Source organism: Cohnella pontilimi, from assembly GCF_005049045.1.
GTDB lineage: Bacteria > Bacillota > Bacilli > Paenibacillales > Paenibacillaceae > Cohnella > Cohnella pontilimi.
In genome coordinates, this window is sequence record NZ_SUPK01000014.1 from 21,698 (window position 1) to 36,586 (window position 14,889).

At 56.3% G+C, this 14,889-nt stretch carries 18 protein-coding genes; 16 read left to right on the forward strand and 2 right to left on the reverse strand.

Annotation, left to right across the window (positions count from 1 at the left end):
• Positions 1–177 precede the first annotated feature (177 nt).
• The 7 genes from sigY to E5161_RS20285 all read left to right on the forward strand — a co-directional run bounded on the left by sigY (position 178) and on the right by E5161_RS20285 (position 3,638).
• Complete coding sequence (gene sigY / locus E5161_RS20255) at positions 178–717, forward strand: RNA polymerase sigma factor SigY (RefSeq protein WP_136779697.1); 540 nt, start codon at positions 178–180, stop codon at positions 715–717.
• Positions 698–1,039, forward strand: a complete 342-nt coding sequence (locus E5161_RS20260; RefSeq protein WP_136779698.1) for a DUF5345 family protein — start codon at positions 698–700, stop codon at positions 1,037–1,039. The genes sigY and E5161_RS20260 overlap by 20 nt, the downstream gene beginning before the upstream one ends.
• A gap of 3 nt (positions 1,040–1,042) precedes the next feature.
• The gene (locus E5161_RS20265) at positions 1,043–1,249 is read left to right on the forward strand and encodes a transcriptional regulator (protein WP_425456553.1); all 207 of its coding nucleotides are present in this window, start codon (positions 1,043–1,045) and stop codon (positions 1,247–1,249) included.
• Positions 1,250–1,272: 23 nt separating this feature from the next.
• Positions 1,273–1,473 carry a PLD nuclease N-terminal domain-containing protein gene (locus E5161_RS20270; RefSeq protein WP_136779699.1) on the forward strand — a complete coding sequence of 67 codons (201 nt, stop codon included), beginning with the start codon at positions 1,273–1,275 and terminating at the stop codon, positions 1,471–1,473.
• Position 1,474: 1 nt separating this feature from the next.
• Positions 1,475–2,383: an ABC transporter ATP-binding protein gene (locus tag E5161_RS20275; RefSeq protein WP_136779700.1), complete on the forward strand. Its 909-nt coding sequence runs from the start codon at positions 1,475–1,477 to the stop codon at positions 2,381–2,383.
• Positions 2,380–3,156, forward strand: a complete 777-nt coding sequence (locus E5161_RS20280; protein ID WP_136779701.1) for an ABC transporter permease — start codon at positions 2,380–2,382, stop codon at positions 3,154–3,156. The genes E5161_RS20275 and E5161_RS20280 overlap by 4 nt, the downstream gene beginning before the upstream one ends.
• A gap of 104 nt (positions 3,157–3,260) precedes the next feature.
• On the forward strand, positions 3,261–3,638 hold the full coding sequence (locus E5161_RS20285; protein ID WP_136779702.1) for an ATPase: 378 nt from the start codon (positions 3,261–3,263) through the stop codon (positions 3,636–3,638).
• Between the two features lie 52 nt (positions 3,639–3,690).
• Here E5161_RS20285 and E5161_RS20290 read toward each other — a convergent pair whose 3' ends face one another.
• Positions 3,691–4,770 (reverse strand): EAL domain-containing protein, encoded by a 1,080-nt coding sequence (locus tag E5161_RS20290; protein ID WP_169306780.1) that lies wholly within the window; start codon positions 4,768–4,770, stop codon positions 3,691–3,693.
• A gap of 163 nt (positions 4,771–4,933) precedes the next feature.
• Between E5161_RS20290 and gatC the strand changes: the two genes are divergently transcribed.
• The 8 genes from gatC (at position 4,934) to E5161_RS20330 (ending at position 13,050) form a co-directional block, all read left to right on the forward strand.
• Positions 4,934–5,221: an Asp-tRNA(Asn)/Glu-tRNA(Gln) amidotransferase subunit GatC gene (gatC, locus tag E5161_RS20295; protein WP_136779704.1), complete on the forward strand. Its 288-nt coding sequence runs from the start codon at positions 4,934–4,936 to the stop codon at positions 5,219–5,221.
• A gap of 43 nt (positions 5,222–5,264) precedes the next feature.
• Positions 5,265–6,725, forward strand: a complete 1,461-nt coding sequence (gene gatA, locus E5161_RS20300; RefSeq protein WP_136779717.1) for an Asp-tRNA(Asn)/Glu-tRNA(Gln) amidotransferase subunit GatA — start codon at positions 5,265–5,267, stop codon at positions 6,723–6,725.
• A 13-nt stretch (positions 6,726–6,738) separates the two neighbouring features.
• Positions 6,739–8,181, forward strand: coding sequence for an Asp-tRNA(Asn)/Glu-tRNA(Gln) amidotransferase subunit GatB (gene gatB, locus E5161_RS20305; protein ID WP_136779705.1), 1,443 nt, complete (start codon positions 6,739–6,741; stop codon positions 8,179–8,181).
• A 77-nt stretch (positions 8,182–8,258) separates the two neighbouring features.
• Complete coding sequence (locus E5161_RS20310; protein ID WP_136779706.1) at positions 8,259–8,738, forward strand: GNAT family N-acetyltransferase; 480 nt, start codon at positions 8,259–8,261, stop codon at positions 8,736–8,738.
• A gap of 95 nt (positions 8,739–8,833) precedes the next feature.
• Positions 8,834–9,487, forward strand: a complete 654-nt coding sequence (locus tag E5161_RS20315; protein WP_136779707.1) for a TM2 domain-containing protein — start codon at positions 8,834–8,836, stop codon at positions 9,485–9,487.
• Positions 9,484–10,626: a DUF4097 family beta strand repeat-containing protein gene (locus E5161_RS20320; RefSeq protein WP_169306781.1), complete on the forward strand. Its 1,143-nt coding sequence runs from the start codon at positions 9,484–9,486 to the stop codon at positions 10,624–10,626. The genes E5161_RS20315 and E5161_RS20320 overlap by 4 nt, the downstream gene beginning before the upstream one ends.
• Positions 10,627–10,746: 120 nt before the next feature.
• Positions 10,747–11,178: a Fur family transcriptional regulator gene (locus tag E5161_RS20325; protein WP_136779709.1), complete on the forward strand. Its 432-nt coding sequence runs from the start codon at positions 10,747–10,749 to the stop codon at positions 11,176–11,178.
• A 123-nt stretch (positions 11,179–11,301) separates the two neighbouring features.
• The gene (locus tag E5161_RS20330; RefSeq protein ID WP_425456555.1) at positions 11,302–13,050 is read left to right on the forward strand and encodes a glycosyl hydrolase family 18 protein; all 1,749 of its coding nucleotides are present in this window, start codon (positions 11,302–11,304) and stop codon (positions 13,048–13,050) included.
• A gap of 65 nt (positions 13,051–13,115) precedes the next feature.
• On the opposite strand, the gene E5161_RS20335 is transcribed toward E5161_RS20330, so the two are convergent.
• Complete coding sequence (locus tag E5161_RS20335; RefSeq protein ID WP_136779710.1) at positions 13,116–13,457, reverse strand: DUF2614 family zinc ribbon-containing protein; 342 nt, start codon at positions 13,455–13,457, stop codon at positions 13,116–13,118.
• A gap of 194 nt (positions 13,458–13,651) precedes the next feature.
• Between E5161_RS20335 and E5161_RS20340 the strand changes: the two genes are divergently transcribed.
• Complete coding sequence (locus E5161_RS20340) at positions 13,652–14,542, forward strand: nucleotidyltransferase-like protein (RefSeq protein WP_246042478.1); 891 nt, start codon at positions 13,652–13,654, stop codon at positions 14,540–14,542.
• Positions 14,543–14,889: the final 347 nt, after the last annotated feature.

Below are 14,889 nucleotides of genomic sequence, written 5' to 3' on the forward strand. Positions count from 1 at the left end.
ATACGGCGAGAAAAAAAGGCAGTGTCCGTGATGAGCCTCAAAACGAGGGATCATAGCACATAAATGCCGATTAAAAAATTTTTTTCAAACCTCGTGAACGATTCGGAATGGCCAGACGTATTAATGGCGTTTCCGGAACATACACAGACCTGATCAGGAAGGCTGGCACCCCGGTCCATGAGAGAGCCCGACGACAACCGTTCCGCATACGCAATACCTTCCTCCGACGTGGAATTGGCCGTTTTGCTTCGCGAACATTACGGCATTCTGTTCCACTATCTGCTAAAGGTGACGATGGACCGGCCGCTGGCGGAGGACTTGGCGCAAGAAACGATGCTCAAGGCGATCGAGCACATCCGCCGCTACGACGGCAGCTCGAAGTTCTCGTCCTGGCTCATCACCATCGGCACGCGGCTGCATCTGGATCTGCTGCGCAGACGACAAAGAGAGCGAAAGCACTTGACGGAACAAGCCCGAACAAACGCTTTGCGCTTCGAGACACTGGCACGCGGCGGCGAGTGGACAGATTTGTCCGAATCGCTGGCGAGTCTGCCCGATGATGTGAGAACGGCAATCGTACTTAAACATTATTACGGATACACATACGAAGAAATCGGCGAGATGATGGCGACCTCGCCGGGTACGGTCAAATCCCGCATCCATAACGGGATTTATAAAATCCGAGAGGAGTGGAAACATGACGAAGCCAACGGATGACGGGAAACACGAGGAGCAGCTGATTCAAGCTCTGCAAGAGACTTGGTCGAATCTGGACCGAACTTTCGAGACTGAACTCACGCCTCTTCCGGACTGGGAGGCCGTGGTGCGTGAGCAGCGGAGATCGGCCAAGCGAAAGATGTGGAAAGAGCTGGCGATTCTGTGGTCGGTCGCTATTCCGGTACTTGGGATGTTGTTTTTTCTCGCAACCGGCATGCTTCCATTGTTGATCGCAGTGGAGGCGGCGGCGACGGCAGCTGCAGTTCCTCTTCTCATCGGCGAGATCAAACGGATGGGCCGGACCGCCAAGGGGAGGAGCTAGAGCGTGAACAAAATTCCCTTGCAGGAAGCGTGGCCGATTTTGATCGCATGCGGCGTGCTCCTGTTGTGCCAAGGAACGCTGCTGTTTTTGGACGCCCGCAAGCGGGGAGGAAAGGCCTGGTTTTGGGGGCTGTGGGGGCTGATTCAGTTTCCGATGCCGACGATTACTTACGCGCTTCTCCTTTGGTGGAAAAAGCGTAAACGAAAATAAAACTTGAAAAGAGGAATTACGACATGGATGAACAAACGCTATTAAAAGCTCTGCTGCCGCTCGTTTTTGTAAATTTGGTTTTGGTGATTACCGCCCTCATTTCCTTGTTCAAAGCGCAAGCCGTGAGAGGCGGGAAGAAGTGGGTTTGGGCGCTCGTGATCATTTTGATCAATATGATCGGACCGATTCTCTACTTCACGATCGGCAAAAAGGAGCAAAACTGACGTGAATCTTCTGGAAGTGAACCGGCTGACCCGGTCGTTCGGCTCGGCGAATGCCGTAAAGGATATCAGCTTCGAGATCGGCGATCGCCGGGTCGTGGCTTTACTCGGACCCAACGGAGCCGGCAAAACGACGACGCTGTCCATGCTCGCCGGGTTGCTGGAGCCGACCTCGGGGGATATTGTGTTCCCCGGTTTGCAAGGGGATCGCCGGCGCTGGATCGGATTTTTGCCGCAAATCCCGGTATTCTTCGGCTGGATGACCGGCCGCGAAACAATGGTGACAGCCGGACGACTGTGCGGTTTGTCGGCCAAAGAAGCGGAATCGAGGTCGGCCGAGCTGCTCGAAACGGTAGGGCTTCGGGACGCGGCCAATCGCAAAGTGTCCGGGTATTCGGGCGGCATGAAGCAGCGGCTCGGTCTGGCCCAAGCTGTGGTGCACCGGCCGAAGCTGCTCATCCTCGATGAGCCGGTATCGGCGCTGGATCCGGTCGGCCGCCGGGATGTGCTGGATATGCTGCGGACTTGGAAAAAGGATATGACGATACTTCTGTCGACGCACATTTTGCACGATGCGGAGGAAGTGTGCGACGATCTCATTTTATTGAACCAAGGACGCCTTGTCGCGCAAGGCACCTTGGAGGAGCTGCAACGGTCGTCCGGTACCGCATCCATCCTCGTGAAAACGGCGGAGAGCGAGAAATCCGGCGCCTGGCTGCAAAGCCTCGCTGCATGGCCTGGGGTCCTGAAGGCGGAAGGCGGCGGCTATGAACGGCGGCTGCGCACGAACAAGATCGAAGAGGTGCGGGAAATGCTTCTGAGAAGCGCGGCCGAGCAGCGAATCCCGATCGTGCAGTTTGAAGCAGGTTTCCCGACGTTGGAACAATGGTTTCTGGAGGCGGTGCGGTCATGAACGCTTTTGTCGTGCTTTGGAAAAAAGAATGGACGGAAGCGGCCCGCACGTCCAAATTGATCTGGCTTCCGGCGGTGTTCGTCCTGCTCGGGATCACCCAGCCGCTGTTGGCCAAGTTTATGCCGGATATTCTGAAATCCGCCGGAAATTTGCCCGCAGGCACGGTGATCGAGATACCGCCTGCCCAACCGGGTGAAGTGCTCGGCCAGACGCTGAGCCAATTCGGATCTTTGGGTGTACTCGCCATTTGTTTGGCTTTCATGGGCATGCTGTCCGGTGAGCGCCGCAGCGGCACGGCGGCTTGGATTTTGGTCAAGCCGGTATCGTCTATTGCGTATATGGCAGCCAAATGGGCGGTATCCACGATGGTTACACTGGGCTCTTTCGCGCTCGGTTACGCGGCCGCATGGTATGAAACCGCCGTGCTGATCGGCGTGCCGGACACCGGTCATGCTTTGGCCGCAGGTTCGGCGTATGCCGGTTGGCTGGCTTTGATCCTGATCGCCGTGTTGGCGGCAGGCGCATGGTTTAACGCTCCCGCGGCTGCGGCTTTCATTCCTTTTGGAGCCGCAACACTGCTTCAGCTGGCGGGAAGCTTCCTCCCCGAGCGTCTGAGCGCGCTGCCATCCGGCTTGGCGGCGGAAGCCGTCTCATCTTTGCAATCGCAGCAATGGCCGGCTGTTTCTGCCGCCGCTCTCACGGCGATCATCGCCGGAGGCTGCTTGATCGCTCTGGCCGCATGGGGCGTTCGAAGCAGACCGCTTCGCGCCTAAACGCCGGCACACTCCCCTTCGGTTCATTTTAGATTTGCACAGGGTTATGATTTTCTAGTAGGATAGAGTTATGACCGCGTTTAGTCAGGGAGGGGGAGAACGGCGTGCTGAAACTGGGAGACCGGGTCGTCATTGTGGGAGACCGTTTTGAGCAAAATCTTCCGCTCGGGGAATACGGCTATATCTTGGCCTACGATCGCAATAACGACAGCGCATTCGAATATATTATCCGTGTTCCCAAAGCGAATCGGCAGTTTTATGTCCCCGCTTCGGATGTGGAACTGGAAGCCGAGCTGCTCACACAGGAAGCGGAACGCGTCGAACGAGAGGCTTTGATCGATTTCGCCTTGGCCACCCGCAACGAGGAATTGTTCAACCGGATCCTGCGGGGCGCTGAGCACGAAGAGGTAGAAGAAGCCGATAAAGAAGTGCTGAGCCGGGAAGAGTTTATTCGGCAAGTAAATCTCAAGGCTTGGATATAACGTTTCATAGAAAAAGAGCCATCCCCCGGATGGCTCTTTTGTATGTCACCACTCAAATCTTCGAAAACAACCTCGACTCCGGTGCCGGGACAGGCTGCGCGCGTCCGAACAGGTAACCCTGAAGCAGCGGCACGCCCGCCCTGCGCAAGTAGTCCCACTCTTGCTCTCGTTCCACGCCTTCCGCCAATACGACTCCGTTGAATCGGGAAGCTCTGTCCAGCACGTCTTCAATGTGCCGCTGTTTCTCGCGGTCTTGGTCGCAGCGGCTGACCCATTTGCGGTCCAGCTTCACGTAGTCCGGTTTCAGGCGATCCACCATGTCGACGGTGGCGAATCCAGCACCTACATCGTCTACCGCGAGACGAATGCCCAGTTCCCTGTATCGATCGAAAATTTTCGGCATGTCGGGATGATTCAGCCGTTCCGTTTCCACTACCTCGAACACCAAATCTACGGGATCCGTTCCGGACTCCTTGATCGCGTCGAAGGTGCTCTTCAAGCACGAATCTGCACAATACAACGAAGATGGCAGGAAGTTCACGAAACGAAGCGTTCCTGGCGGCAAATGTGCCGCAGCCATATGAATTGCGGAATTACGGGCTTCCCGGTCCAAGAACGAGTGCTGTCCGATTCGCCGCGCTTTGTCGAACAATTCGGCGGGGCGGAAAGGCATCAGTTCGGGCAGCGGGCGAAGCAGGCATTCATAACCGACAACGTTCGCGTTCGGCTGGACGATGGGCTGCAAATGCGTCGTAAAATAGCGGTGCAAAATGAACTCGGTAACGCCTCGTCCGCCGATCGTCTCGAACAGACCGGAGAGCGGAATCCACTCGGTGGATTCGCCGTTGCCGTCCGCTTCGGACGTGCCGCTGTACATGAGCCGGCAGCGGATCGTTTGCGTTTCTTCCTTCAATAAGCCTTTTTGCAGCCGGTCAAGCAGCATGAGCAATTCACGGTAATTGTCATAGCGGAATTTGGCGTGATCCAACGGCTCGTCCTGTCCGGAGCCTTCGGCATAATCCCGGATCGTATCGTGTAAACGCGGATAAGTATCCAAATCCTCCGTGACAAACTGAATTTGACCTTTGTCCCGGATCGGAGCATTGTATGTGTCATGGAAGGGTGTCGTCATTTTAGGTGTCCTCCCTGGCAGGTTCTTGTGATGTTCCCTTTTATTACCCGCCGGAAGCGCGTTTGAATCGGTGCGGGGTATCTCCGCAATTGAGTTCGCCCGGGTTGTCCGATATAATGAAAAGAATGACGAACGACTGTAATTGGCAGGAGGAACGGGTCGTATGAGCATTACCGTAAAAGACGTAGAACACGTGGCGGCATTGGCTCGTCTGGATTTATCGGAGCAGGAGAAAGAAGCGTTCACCGGCCAGTTGAACGCCATTCTCGGTTACGCGGACAAGCTGAATGAGCTGGATACTTCGGGAATCGAGCCTACCAGTCATGTGCTGCCTCTGTTTAATGTAATGAGAGAAGACGAGGTCCGGCCGTCGCTGCCGATCGAAGAAGTACTGGCCAATGCACCGGAAGAGGAAGACGGACAGTTCAAGGTTCCGGCGGTATTGGATTAAGCGGGGCTGTGAAATGAGCGGAGGATTGAAGGAGGAACCGGCTTTGTCGCTTTTTGACCTGCGATTGACGGATTTGCATAATAAACTGGCGCATAGAGAACTATCGGTGACCGATTTGGTGGAGCATTCACTGAAACGGATTCAGGCTACCGATGGGCAAATCGGCGCTTTTTTGACATTGGACGAAGAAGGCGCGCGCGAAGAGGCGGCAAAACTCGACCGTCAGCTCGCGTCCGGCGGGGAGCGGGGACTGCTATTCGGGCTGCCGTCCGGATTGAAGGACAACATGGTAACCAAAGGTTTGCGCACGACCTGTGGAAGTAAGTTTCTGGAAAATTATGTTCCCGTGCATGATGCCACCGTGGTGAACAAGCTGCGCTCGGCGCAATCGGTGACCATGGGCAAGCTGAATATGGACGAATTCGCCATGGGCGGCTCCAACGAGAACTCCGCTTACCACCCGGTGCGGAATCCGTGGGATCCAACCCGGGTTCCCGGCGGTTCCAGCGGCGGGTCTGCCGCGGCGGTCGCCGCGGGTCAATTGTATTTCGCTCTCGGCTCGGACACCGGCGGGTCGATCCGCCAGCCAGCCGCGTACTGCGGCGTCGTCGGCCTGAAGCCGACCTACGGGCTCGTGTCCCGTTTCGGTCTGGTGGCGTTCGCTTCTTCCTTGGATCAGATCGGCCCGATTACCAAAAATGTCGAGGATGCGGCGTACGTGCTGCAAGCGATTGCCGGTCACGATGAACTGGACTCGACTTCGGCGAACGTGGAGATCCCGGATTACACCGCGGCGCTTACGGGCAATGTGCGCGGGCTGCGCATCGGCGTGCCCAAAGAATATCTTGGACAAGGCGTCGATCCGCAAGTGAAGGAGCGCGTGCTCGAATCGCTCCGGGTGTTCGAGTCGCTCGGCGCCGTATGGGAGGAAGTTTCGCTGCCGCATACGGAATATGCGGTGTCGGCTTATTATTTGCTGGCATCGTCCGAAGCATCCTCCAACCTCGCCCGTTTCGACGGGGTGCGTTACGGAGTGCGCGCCGAAGATCCGGCCAATTTGATGGATCTGTACCGCCGCTCGCGAAGCGAGGGTTTCGGCCCGGAAGTGAAACGCCGGATCATGCTCGGAACCTACTCGCTGAGCTCCGGCTACTACGATGCTTACTATAAAAAAGCCCAGCAAGTCCGGACGCTCATCAAGCGCGATTTCGACCAGGTGCTGGAGAAGTACGACCTGATCATCGGCCCGACCGCCCCGACGCCGGCTTTCCAGCTCGGCGAGCAAGTGGACGATCCGCTGACCATGTATCTGAACGACATTCTCACGATTCCGGTCAGCCTGGCGGGCGTACCGGCCGTCAGCATCCCTTGCGGATTCGCCGACGGTCTTCCGGTCGGCCTGCAAATTATCGGCAAGCCGTTCGATGAAACGACGGTGCTTCGCGCCGCGCACGCTTTCGAAAGCAATACCGATCATCATACCCGCCGCCCGGCGCTGTCCTGAGGAGGTCCGAGGCATGTCCCTTTTAACGAAATATGAAACGGTCGTCGGGCTGGAAGTGCACGTCGAGCTGCATACGAAATCCAAAATTTTTTGCGGCTGCTCGACTTCGTTCGGCGCTCCGCCGAATACGCATACGTGTCCGATCTGCCTCGGTCATCCCGGCGTGCTGCCGGTACTGAACCGCCAGGCGGTGGAATACGCGATGAAAGCCGCCATGGCGATCAACTGCGAAATCGCGGAATGGTGCAAATTCGACCGTAAAAACTACTTCTATCCCGATTCCCCGAAAGCTTACCAAATTTCCCAGTACGATCAGCCCATCGGGCAGAACGGCTGGATCGACATCGAAGTGAACGGCGTCACGAAGCGGATCGGCATCACCCGGCTGCATTTGGAAGAAGATGCGGGCAAGCTTACGCACATCGAAGGCGGGCTCGGTTCGCTTGTCGATTTCAACCGGGTGGGCACTCCGCTGCTCGAGATCGTGTCGGAGCCGGACATCCGTTCGCCGGAAGAAGCGAAAGCTTATTTGGAAAAGCTGAAAGCGATCATGCAGTACTGCGACGTATCCGACGTCAAAATGGAACAAGGCTCGCTCCGCTGCGACGCCAACATCAGCATGCGTCCTTATGGACAGGAGAAGTTCGGTATACGGGCGGAATTGAAAAATATGAACTCGTTCCGGGGTGTGCAGCGCGGTCTCGAGTATGAGCAGGTGCGGCAGGCCGAGATTCTGGAAGACGGAGGAACGGTCGTTCAAGAAACCCGCCGCTGGGACGAGGGGCAAGGCAAAACGTTCAGCATGCGCGGCAAGGAAGAAGCGCATGATTATCGTTATTTTCCGGATCCTGACCTTGTACGGATCCATATCGACGATGAATGGAAAGCGCGAGTGCGCGCCTCGATTCCGGAGCTGCCGGACGCCCGTCAAGCACGCTACGTGTCGCAATACGGACTGCCCTCCTACGATGCCGGCATTCTGACGGCTTCCATCAAGGTGGCGGATTTGTTCGAGGACAGCCTTCGCTACACCGGCGATGCCAAAGCTTCGGCCAACTGGATCATGGGCGAGCTGCTCGCCTATCTGAACGCGAACTCGCTGGAGCTGGAAGATGTGAAGATTACCGGTCAAGGCCTCGGCGAGATGATCGCTTTGATCGAGAAAGGCACGATCAGCACCAAAATCGCCAAGACGGTCTTCAAAGCGATGATGGAGAGCGGCAAATCGCCGCAGCAGATCGTCGAAGAGCAGGGTCTGGTGCAGATCAGCGACGAAGGAGCGATTCTGGCAGTTGTGGACGCCGTGATCGCAGCCAACCCGCAATCTGTGGAAGACTTCCGCAACGGCAAGGACAAAGCGATCGGATTCCTTGTCGGGCAAATCATGAAAGAAACGAAAGGTAAAGCCAACCCGGGCCTCGTGAACAAGCTTCTTACGGACCGGCTGAAACGATAATGCGAGGAAAGCGGCCTATTCGCCCGAACGGCGGGTAAGCCGCTTTCTTTTTGCAAGAAGATGGAGGGGTATGCTTCATGCTTCAAGTGGAACGGCTTCATTTGTCGGTACCGGACACCGCGGAACAATTGTGGGCGCTGCAGCACGCTGCCTATCGGGAAGAGGCGAAGCGGATCGGGGTGTCCGATTTGCCGCCTCTCCGGGATACGATCGCTTCTCTTCAAGCTTGCCGGGAAACGTTTTACGGTTGTTACAACGAGGACGGTGAGCTTATCGGAGCAGTTTCCACCGAAGAGGAGGCTCCCGGGAAAACGGTGATTTGCCGCATGATGGTGCGTCCGGACCAGTTTCGGCAGGGCATCGGAAGCCGCTTGCTCCGCCACGTGATTGGGGCGGCCGAGCCGAGCAGCGAATTGACGGTCACCTCGGAAATCCGCAATGAGCCGGCTCTTCGCCTTTATGAGGGGCACGGGTTCCGGCGGGTTTCCACGTTTTCTCCGGCGCCGGACATTCAGATGGTACTCTTTACGTTGCCGGTGGATGAGTCCGTACGGTAAGAGCCGGGAGCAGACCAAGACTTCCGACCAGGCGGCCCCCCGTCCCCAAACCGTTGTTGGGCCAAAAATCACCATGTTACAATGAGGAAAATTGCTTGGGGATCCAGGCAACGGAGATGAAATTGACGGAGGAGTCCACGATGAACGAATGGGAGCAGTCCCGCCACAACCGCTACGAGCCGGAGTATCCGCCGGGTTATCCGCAAGATCCGCGGCTTCCGGTCCGCAAGAAAAGCAAATGGGCAGCCGGGCTCCTGGCCTTCTTCATACCCGGCATCGGGCATTTCTATTTAGGTCTTATGGCCAAAGGCATCGCAATCATGCTGCTGATCGCCTTGGATATTTGCGCGATCGTATATGCCGGCACCAACCATCTCAGCCCTCTCGTGATCGTTCTTCTCAGCCTCATGTTGCCGATTCTTTATTTCTATAATTTGTTCGATGCCTTGCAAAGTACGGAAGCCATCAATGACCGGCGGCTTCTGCCCGGTTGGGCGCCCGGAGTGCATGGCATGCAAGAGCAATCTATGCACGGACAACCTGCCGCCGGCACTCCCGGCGGCGCACGGAATATGTCGCCAACGGGCCTGGTCTTGTTGGCAGGCGCCGGCGTGATACTGGTCCTGGCTGCGGATATGCGTTGGACCCATTGGCTCTTTAAGTCTACCGGCACAATGATCGGCGCCGTTGTGCTCATCGGTGCAGGCATCGGCTTATGGTTCTGGGAAACGCGGGGGCAGTCCAAATGATCCGGGTCGGCCGGTATACGGCTGCGCTCTCCATGATGGCCTTGGGTGTCGTATTGCTGCTCGGTCACTGGGGAGCCGTCGACGCCATGGCCATTTTGCGTGTCTGGTGGCCGGTTATCGTGGTGGTGTTCGGCGTGGAACTGCTTATCGTGCAAGGCTTCTTCCGCAAGGAAGGCTCACGCGTTCGTCCGGCGTTCGGCGCCCTGTTCGGCGCTGCCGTTCTGTCCGGGTTTATCATTGTCGCGACGCAAGGAAGCGAGTCCCGGCTGTCTTGGCTGTCCCAATGGACGGACGGTGTGACGTGGTCGCTTTACGACTCGGATCATGCGAAGTATTCGTTCGATAAAGAAATGACCGTAGTCCCTCCACTCCCTTCGGATGGAGTCCTCACCATCACCAATGTGAACGGCCGGGTCATTTTGCAAAAAGGTCCGGTGCGGAATATCGAGGTTCGTACATCGGTTCACGTGAATGTCTCCGACCGAGCAAATGCCGAAGACATTTCGGGGAAATCCTATGTGGAGATCAAAGGCGGTCGACAAACCGAAGTGATCGCGCATACGCAGCCTTACGGCATCGGGAAAATGCGCAAGCCCGGCATGGACATGACCGTGATTTTCCCGGAGGATGGGATGCCTTCTTCGGTGAATGTAAAGGTTGTGAACGGAGAGATCCGGGTGGAGCAGCTGCCGGATTCCCGGGAGCTCGTGCTCGATCTGAAAAACGGTGAAATTGGCGGACAGCGAATCGGAGGAACCTTGCGAGCCAAGGTCATCAACGGGGATGTGAAGCTGGCACAGCTTTCCGGGGACGCCACCGTTGAAACGGTGAACGGAGATATCGTGCTGCAGGATGCCAATAAAGCGGTGTGGGCCAAGACGGTAAACGGGGATGTAGTGGTAAGAAGCCCCGTCGTCGGCGGAAATTGGACGATTGCGAGCACAGTCGGCGATATTTCGCTCTCTTGGCCCGAAACGGCCGGCGTGAACGTGAAAGCGACAACAGGGTATGGCCGCATACGTTCGGATTGGACGCTGTCTCACGAAGAGCGAAGTGCGCAGGGCAAGCTGGGCAACGGAGCTTGGACGATTCGCGCCGACACGCAGGCCGACGTTTCGCTGAAGAGGCTTCAGCCTTGACGCGAGGCGTTTCTTCCATTGACAGGTACGGTGACCGAACGTACAATGAGGCTAGCAACGGATGGAATTCCGGCGTTTTCGTCCGGAATTCGCAAGTCAACAGGAAAGGCTGTGAAGAGCATGGAAACCCGGGTCGAACACGCCGTGGACCAGCTCAAATCCAGCGGAGTCCGCATGACCCCGCAGCGATACGCGATACTGGAATTTTTGATGGAGTCGCATATTCATCCCACGGCGGATGAGATTTTTCGCGCCTTGTCGCCGCAGTATCCCAGTTTGAGCGTGGCCACTGTATATAACAATTTGAAATTGTTCGTAGATGCCGGACTGGTGCGGGAATTAACCTATGGGGACGATTCCAGCCGGTTCGACGCGGATTTGTCCGATCATTATCACGCCATTTGTACAGGGTGCGGCACGATGGTGGACTTCGAGCATCCGCCGGTCAAGGCGGTCGAGGAAGCCGCCGCGGTTTCCACCGGGTTTCGTGTGCAGGGACACCGGATGGAGATTTACGGACTTTGCCCGACATGTGCGGATAAACGGAATTGATCGATTCGCCATAGCGCGCGTGGACAAACAACCTACGCGCGCTTTTTGTTTGCATTTTTTCAGCAACTTCATACGACTCGGCGTCGTCAGATAACAAGAAGTCAGCAGTATATTAAACAGGGAGTGGAGCGATTGACTACAGCTATGACACCCGCACCGCGGTATCGGAGGCGGCGATCCGGACGCTGGATCGGCGTCTTGTTACTCTTCATCGTCTCTGCCCTGGCCACGGCCTGGTGGGCTTGGAATTTGCCCAACTCACAGCATATTAGCCCCGAATACCGATCGGTACAGCATCCCATTATGACCGATGGAAAGTGGACCCAGGCTCAGGCTTTGGGGGAGGGCGACGGCTTGCAAATTCCGCTCGACGTCGGTCAGAAACTCATGGGGGACGGAATTTTATACGAGAAAAGCTCCGACTCTATCATTCTGACCACAGAGTCGCGGGTGCTTCATTTTAAAATAGGAGAACTGGACGGCACGATGAACCGTAAACCGTTCAACCTGCAATTCGCGGCGCAAAGCAAGGATGGAACGTTGTATTTGCCGCTTGCGCCCCTTGAACAATTGTTCGGCATTCAAGCCGAGACCGACCCGAGCACCGGAATCGTGACGCTGCTGATGCCCGATCAAGCGATCCAGCGGGCGGAAATTCCGAAAGATTCGAAGAAGGGCGCTAAACTTCGGCAAGGACCGGACAAGCATGAGCCGATCGTCGCCGACCTTGCACCTGGCACCGCGCTCAGGCTATGGGGCGAAAGCGAAGGTTGGTACCGGGCGCAATCCGCCTCGGGCGACATCGGATATGTGTCCCCAAAAGACGCCGTTTTGCTCACCGTCGAGAAGGTGCCGTCCGCTGCAACCGAAAAATCCGAACCGTTCGTGGCTTGGAAGGCGGTCGGTCAGCGGATCAATCTTACGTGGGAAGCGGTGTACGACGTCAATCCGAAGCCCGCGAACATCGGAAAATTGGCCGGTGTGAACGTCGTAAGTCCGACCTGGTTCGAGCTCGTCGACGGTAAGGGGAACATCCGCAGCAAGGCGGACGCCTCTTATTCCCAGTGGTACCGGGACAAGGGGGTACAGGTGTGGGGATTGTTCGGCAACGGATTCGAGCCGGAACGCACTCATCTTGCACTCGCGTCCTATGAATCGCGGCAGCGGATGATCCAGCAGATGCTGGCTTACGCGAAAACTTTCCGGCTGCAAGGCATCAACCTGGATTTCGAGAACGTCAAAACCGAGGACAAAGACGAACTCGTACAATTCGTACGGGAGTTGACGCCGCTCGCGCATGAACAAAACCTGGTCGTCTCCATCGATGTCACGCCGAAGTCCGGCAGCGAGTACTGGTCCGCTTTTCTGGACCGCGCCCGGCTTGGCCAGTCGGTCGATTTCATGATGCTGATGGCATACGACGAACATTGGGCAACCAGTCCGACCGCGGGATCGGTTTCGTCGCTCGGCTGGACGGAGGAATCCGTTACGCGGATTTTGGAGGAAGACGGCGTTCCGGCGCGCAAGCTCATTTTAGGGATGCCTCTTTATACGCGGATATGGACGGAGAAACCGGATGGCAAAGGCGGCGTGAAAGTGAGCTCGAAAACGATGAGCATGCCCGCCGTGCGCGATCTTCTGGCCAAAAAGAAGCTGACTCCGACGTTATCCGCCGAAGACGGCCAACATTATGTCGAATTCCAAGACGGGGACACCACCCAGAAAATTTGGATCGAAGACGAACGGTCTCTGCAAGCCCGGATTGAACTGGCCAAAAAATACGAGCTGGCCGGAGTCGCCACTTGGAGCCGGTATTTCGCTTCGCCGGATATATGGGAAGTCATGGACCACACGCTGCAAAGCCGGCCGTGAGGCGCAAAAAAAAGCAGGACACGAGAGCCGTGTCCTGCTTTTTGCATTTTAAAGGATCGAAAAGATTAAGATTCGACGCCCTCGGTCGCTTGCCCGGCGTTGAAGGTGAGAACGGTATGACAATACATGCAGCGATCGGTCTCGCCGAGCATTTTGGTGCGTTTGCCGCATTCCGGACATTCGATAACCGGCGCGCTGGTGGACAGCATGCCCACGTAAAAGTACACGGCCATGCTCACAGTACAAGCGATCAACCCGATCACCATGAAGACGCCTGCGATTATTTTACCGATTTCACCGAACAACAAAATGCCGGCGGTACCGAATACCATCAATCCCATGCCGAGCAGTACGAGCAACAGTCCCCATGTACGCATGGTCGAGATTTTGCTAGCTTTCCATTTCATAGGTCACATGCTCCCATTCGCTTATGTTCCGTTTGACGTCCTTTTCTTGGTCTCTTGTCCGGCGGGGCAGGAAACCGGCAGGAGGTTGTAGAACTAGATTCTACTTGCCAAAAACATTATAGCCTACAATTTGAGGACAGGCCACCAGGCATCGTACAAAGGCAAGGAAAATGCTTGATCGGGCGGTGAATGCGGTGAATGGATTAGATTCGAAAAAATGGTATTACCGGGACTGGTTCGCCGGGGAAGAAGGACTTGTCGGGCTATTGCTCGTTTCCGATCCGTACGCCTATCAACCGCAGATCCACGGCATGGACCGGCTCATTGTGGTGGTGAGGGAACAAGTAAACCCCGAGGAACAAACGGAACACTGGCTGCGGGACGATGTGCGGATTCAGGTGCGCCGGATAGAGCCGGCGGCGCTGGAACGCTGGGTGGCGAGCGGGGATCGAAAAGGGGTTCAATGGCTGGTGCAGGGCGACGTGTTGTCCGACCCGACCGGTTACCTTGAACGGCTGCGCCGGCGCTTGGAGGAATGGCCGCAGCTTCTTCGTGAGCAAAAGCTGCTTTGCGAGTTTTCGGGATTTATCGGCTCCTATTTATCGGCCAAACAAGATTTGAAGAACGGACAAGTGTTGGATTCTTACAGCCAAGTGCTCGCGTCTCTTCATTATTGGGCGCGCATCGTGCTGGTCGAGGAAGGCATGCATCCGGAGTTGACGGTTTGGGAGCAGGTTCACCGGGTGAATCCCGGTATTTATAAATTGTACGAAGAGTTAACGGTTAGCCAGGAGACGTTGGAAAAACGGGTTCAGCTCGTGATCTTGGCGTGCGAATTTGCGGTGATGACCAAAATGCGGGCCTCATGCGCGCTGCTGATCCGGCTGCTCGGCAGCCGGCACGAGCCTTGGACCGTGGCGCAGCTTCAGCAGGATCCACACTTGTTGGGATTGCCTCTCGACATGTCGCTGCTTTTGCGGAAGCTGGCCAAACGCGGCTGCATCCGCGAGCTCGCGAAGCCTGTCCGGGGGCATGGCGCGGCGAAGCTGGAGCTTCGGTACACGGCGTCGCAAGAACGAGCATAAAAACTTCGAATTCGGTGTTGACTCTGTGTGTCGATCTGTGTTAAATTAGCTTTCGCCGTCTTAAAAGGGTTTATGCGGCGCGCAGCTTCCGAAAGCGGGCAAGCGAGCAAAGGAAAGAATTGGTCCTTGCATTGTAAGTAGCGGCTGTGATATATTATAAAAGTCGCCGTTGGGCGGCACGGTAAGAAAAGCGAGGCCGAAAAGTTATTCGAAGCCGAGCTGAATTGCTCCTTGAAAACTGAACATCGAGCGTAATACGGACCCTGTCGTTTCATTTGAGACGATGGACAACGATTTAAAATTGAGCCATCATGGCTCTCTAATAAAGTTTCACCTTTATGGAGAGT

Coding starts and splice junctions, on each gene's coding strand:
- E5161_RS20290 (WP_169306780.1), bottom strand. CDS start 4,770: ATGACGACACCCTTCCATGACACATACAATGCTCCGATCCGGGACAAA.
- E5161_RS20260 (WP_136779698.1), top strand. CDS start 698: ATGACGAAGCCAACGGATGACGGGAAACACGAGGAGCAGCTGATTCAA.
- sigY (WP_136779697.1), top strand. CDS start 178: ATGAGAGAGCCCGACGACAACCGTTCCGCATACGCAATACCTTCCTCC.
- E5161_RS20310 (WP_136779706.1), top strand. CDS start 8,259: ATGCTTCAAGTGGAACGGCTTCATTTGTCGGTACCGGACACCGCGGAA.
- gatB (WP_136779705.1), top strand. CDS start 6,739: ATGTCCCTTTTAACGAAATATGAAACGGTCGTCGGGCTGGAAGTGCAC.
- E5161_RS20270 (WP_136779699.1), top strand. CDS start 1,273: ATGGATGAACAAACGCTATTAAAAGCTCTGCTGCCGCTCGTTTTTGTA.
- E5161_RS20280 (WP_136779701.1), top strand. CDS start 2,380: ATGAACGCTTTTGTCGTGCTTTGGAAAAAAGAATGGACGGAAGCGGCC.
- E5161_RS20325 (WP_136779709.1), top strand. CDS start 10,747: ATGGAAACCCGGGTCGAACACGCCGTGGACCAGCTCAAATCCAGCGGA.
- E5161_RS20320 (WP_169306781.1), top strand. CDS start 9,484: ATGATCCGGGTCGGCCGGTATACGGCTGCGCTCTCCATGATGGCCTTG.
- gatC (WP_136779704.1), top strand. CDS start 4,934: ATGAGCATTACCGTAAAAGACGTAGAACACGTGGCGGCATTGGCTCGT.
- E5161_RS20335 (WP_136779710.1), bottom strand. CDS start 13,457: ATGAAATGGAAAGCTAGCAAAATCTCGACCATGCGTACATGGGGACTG.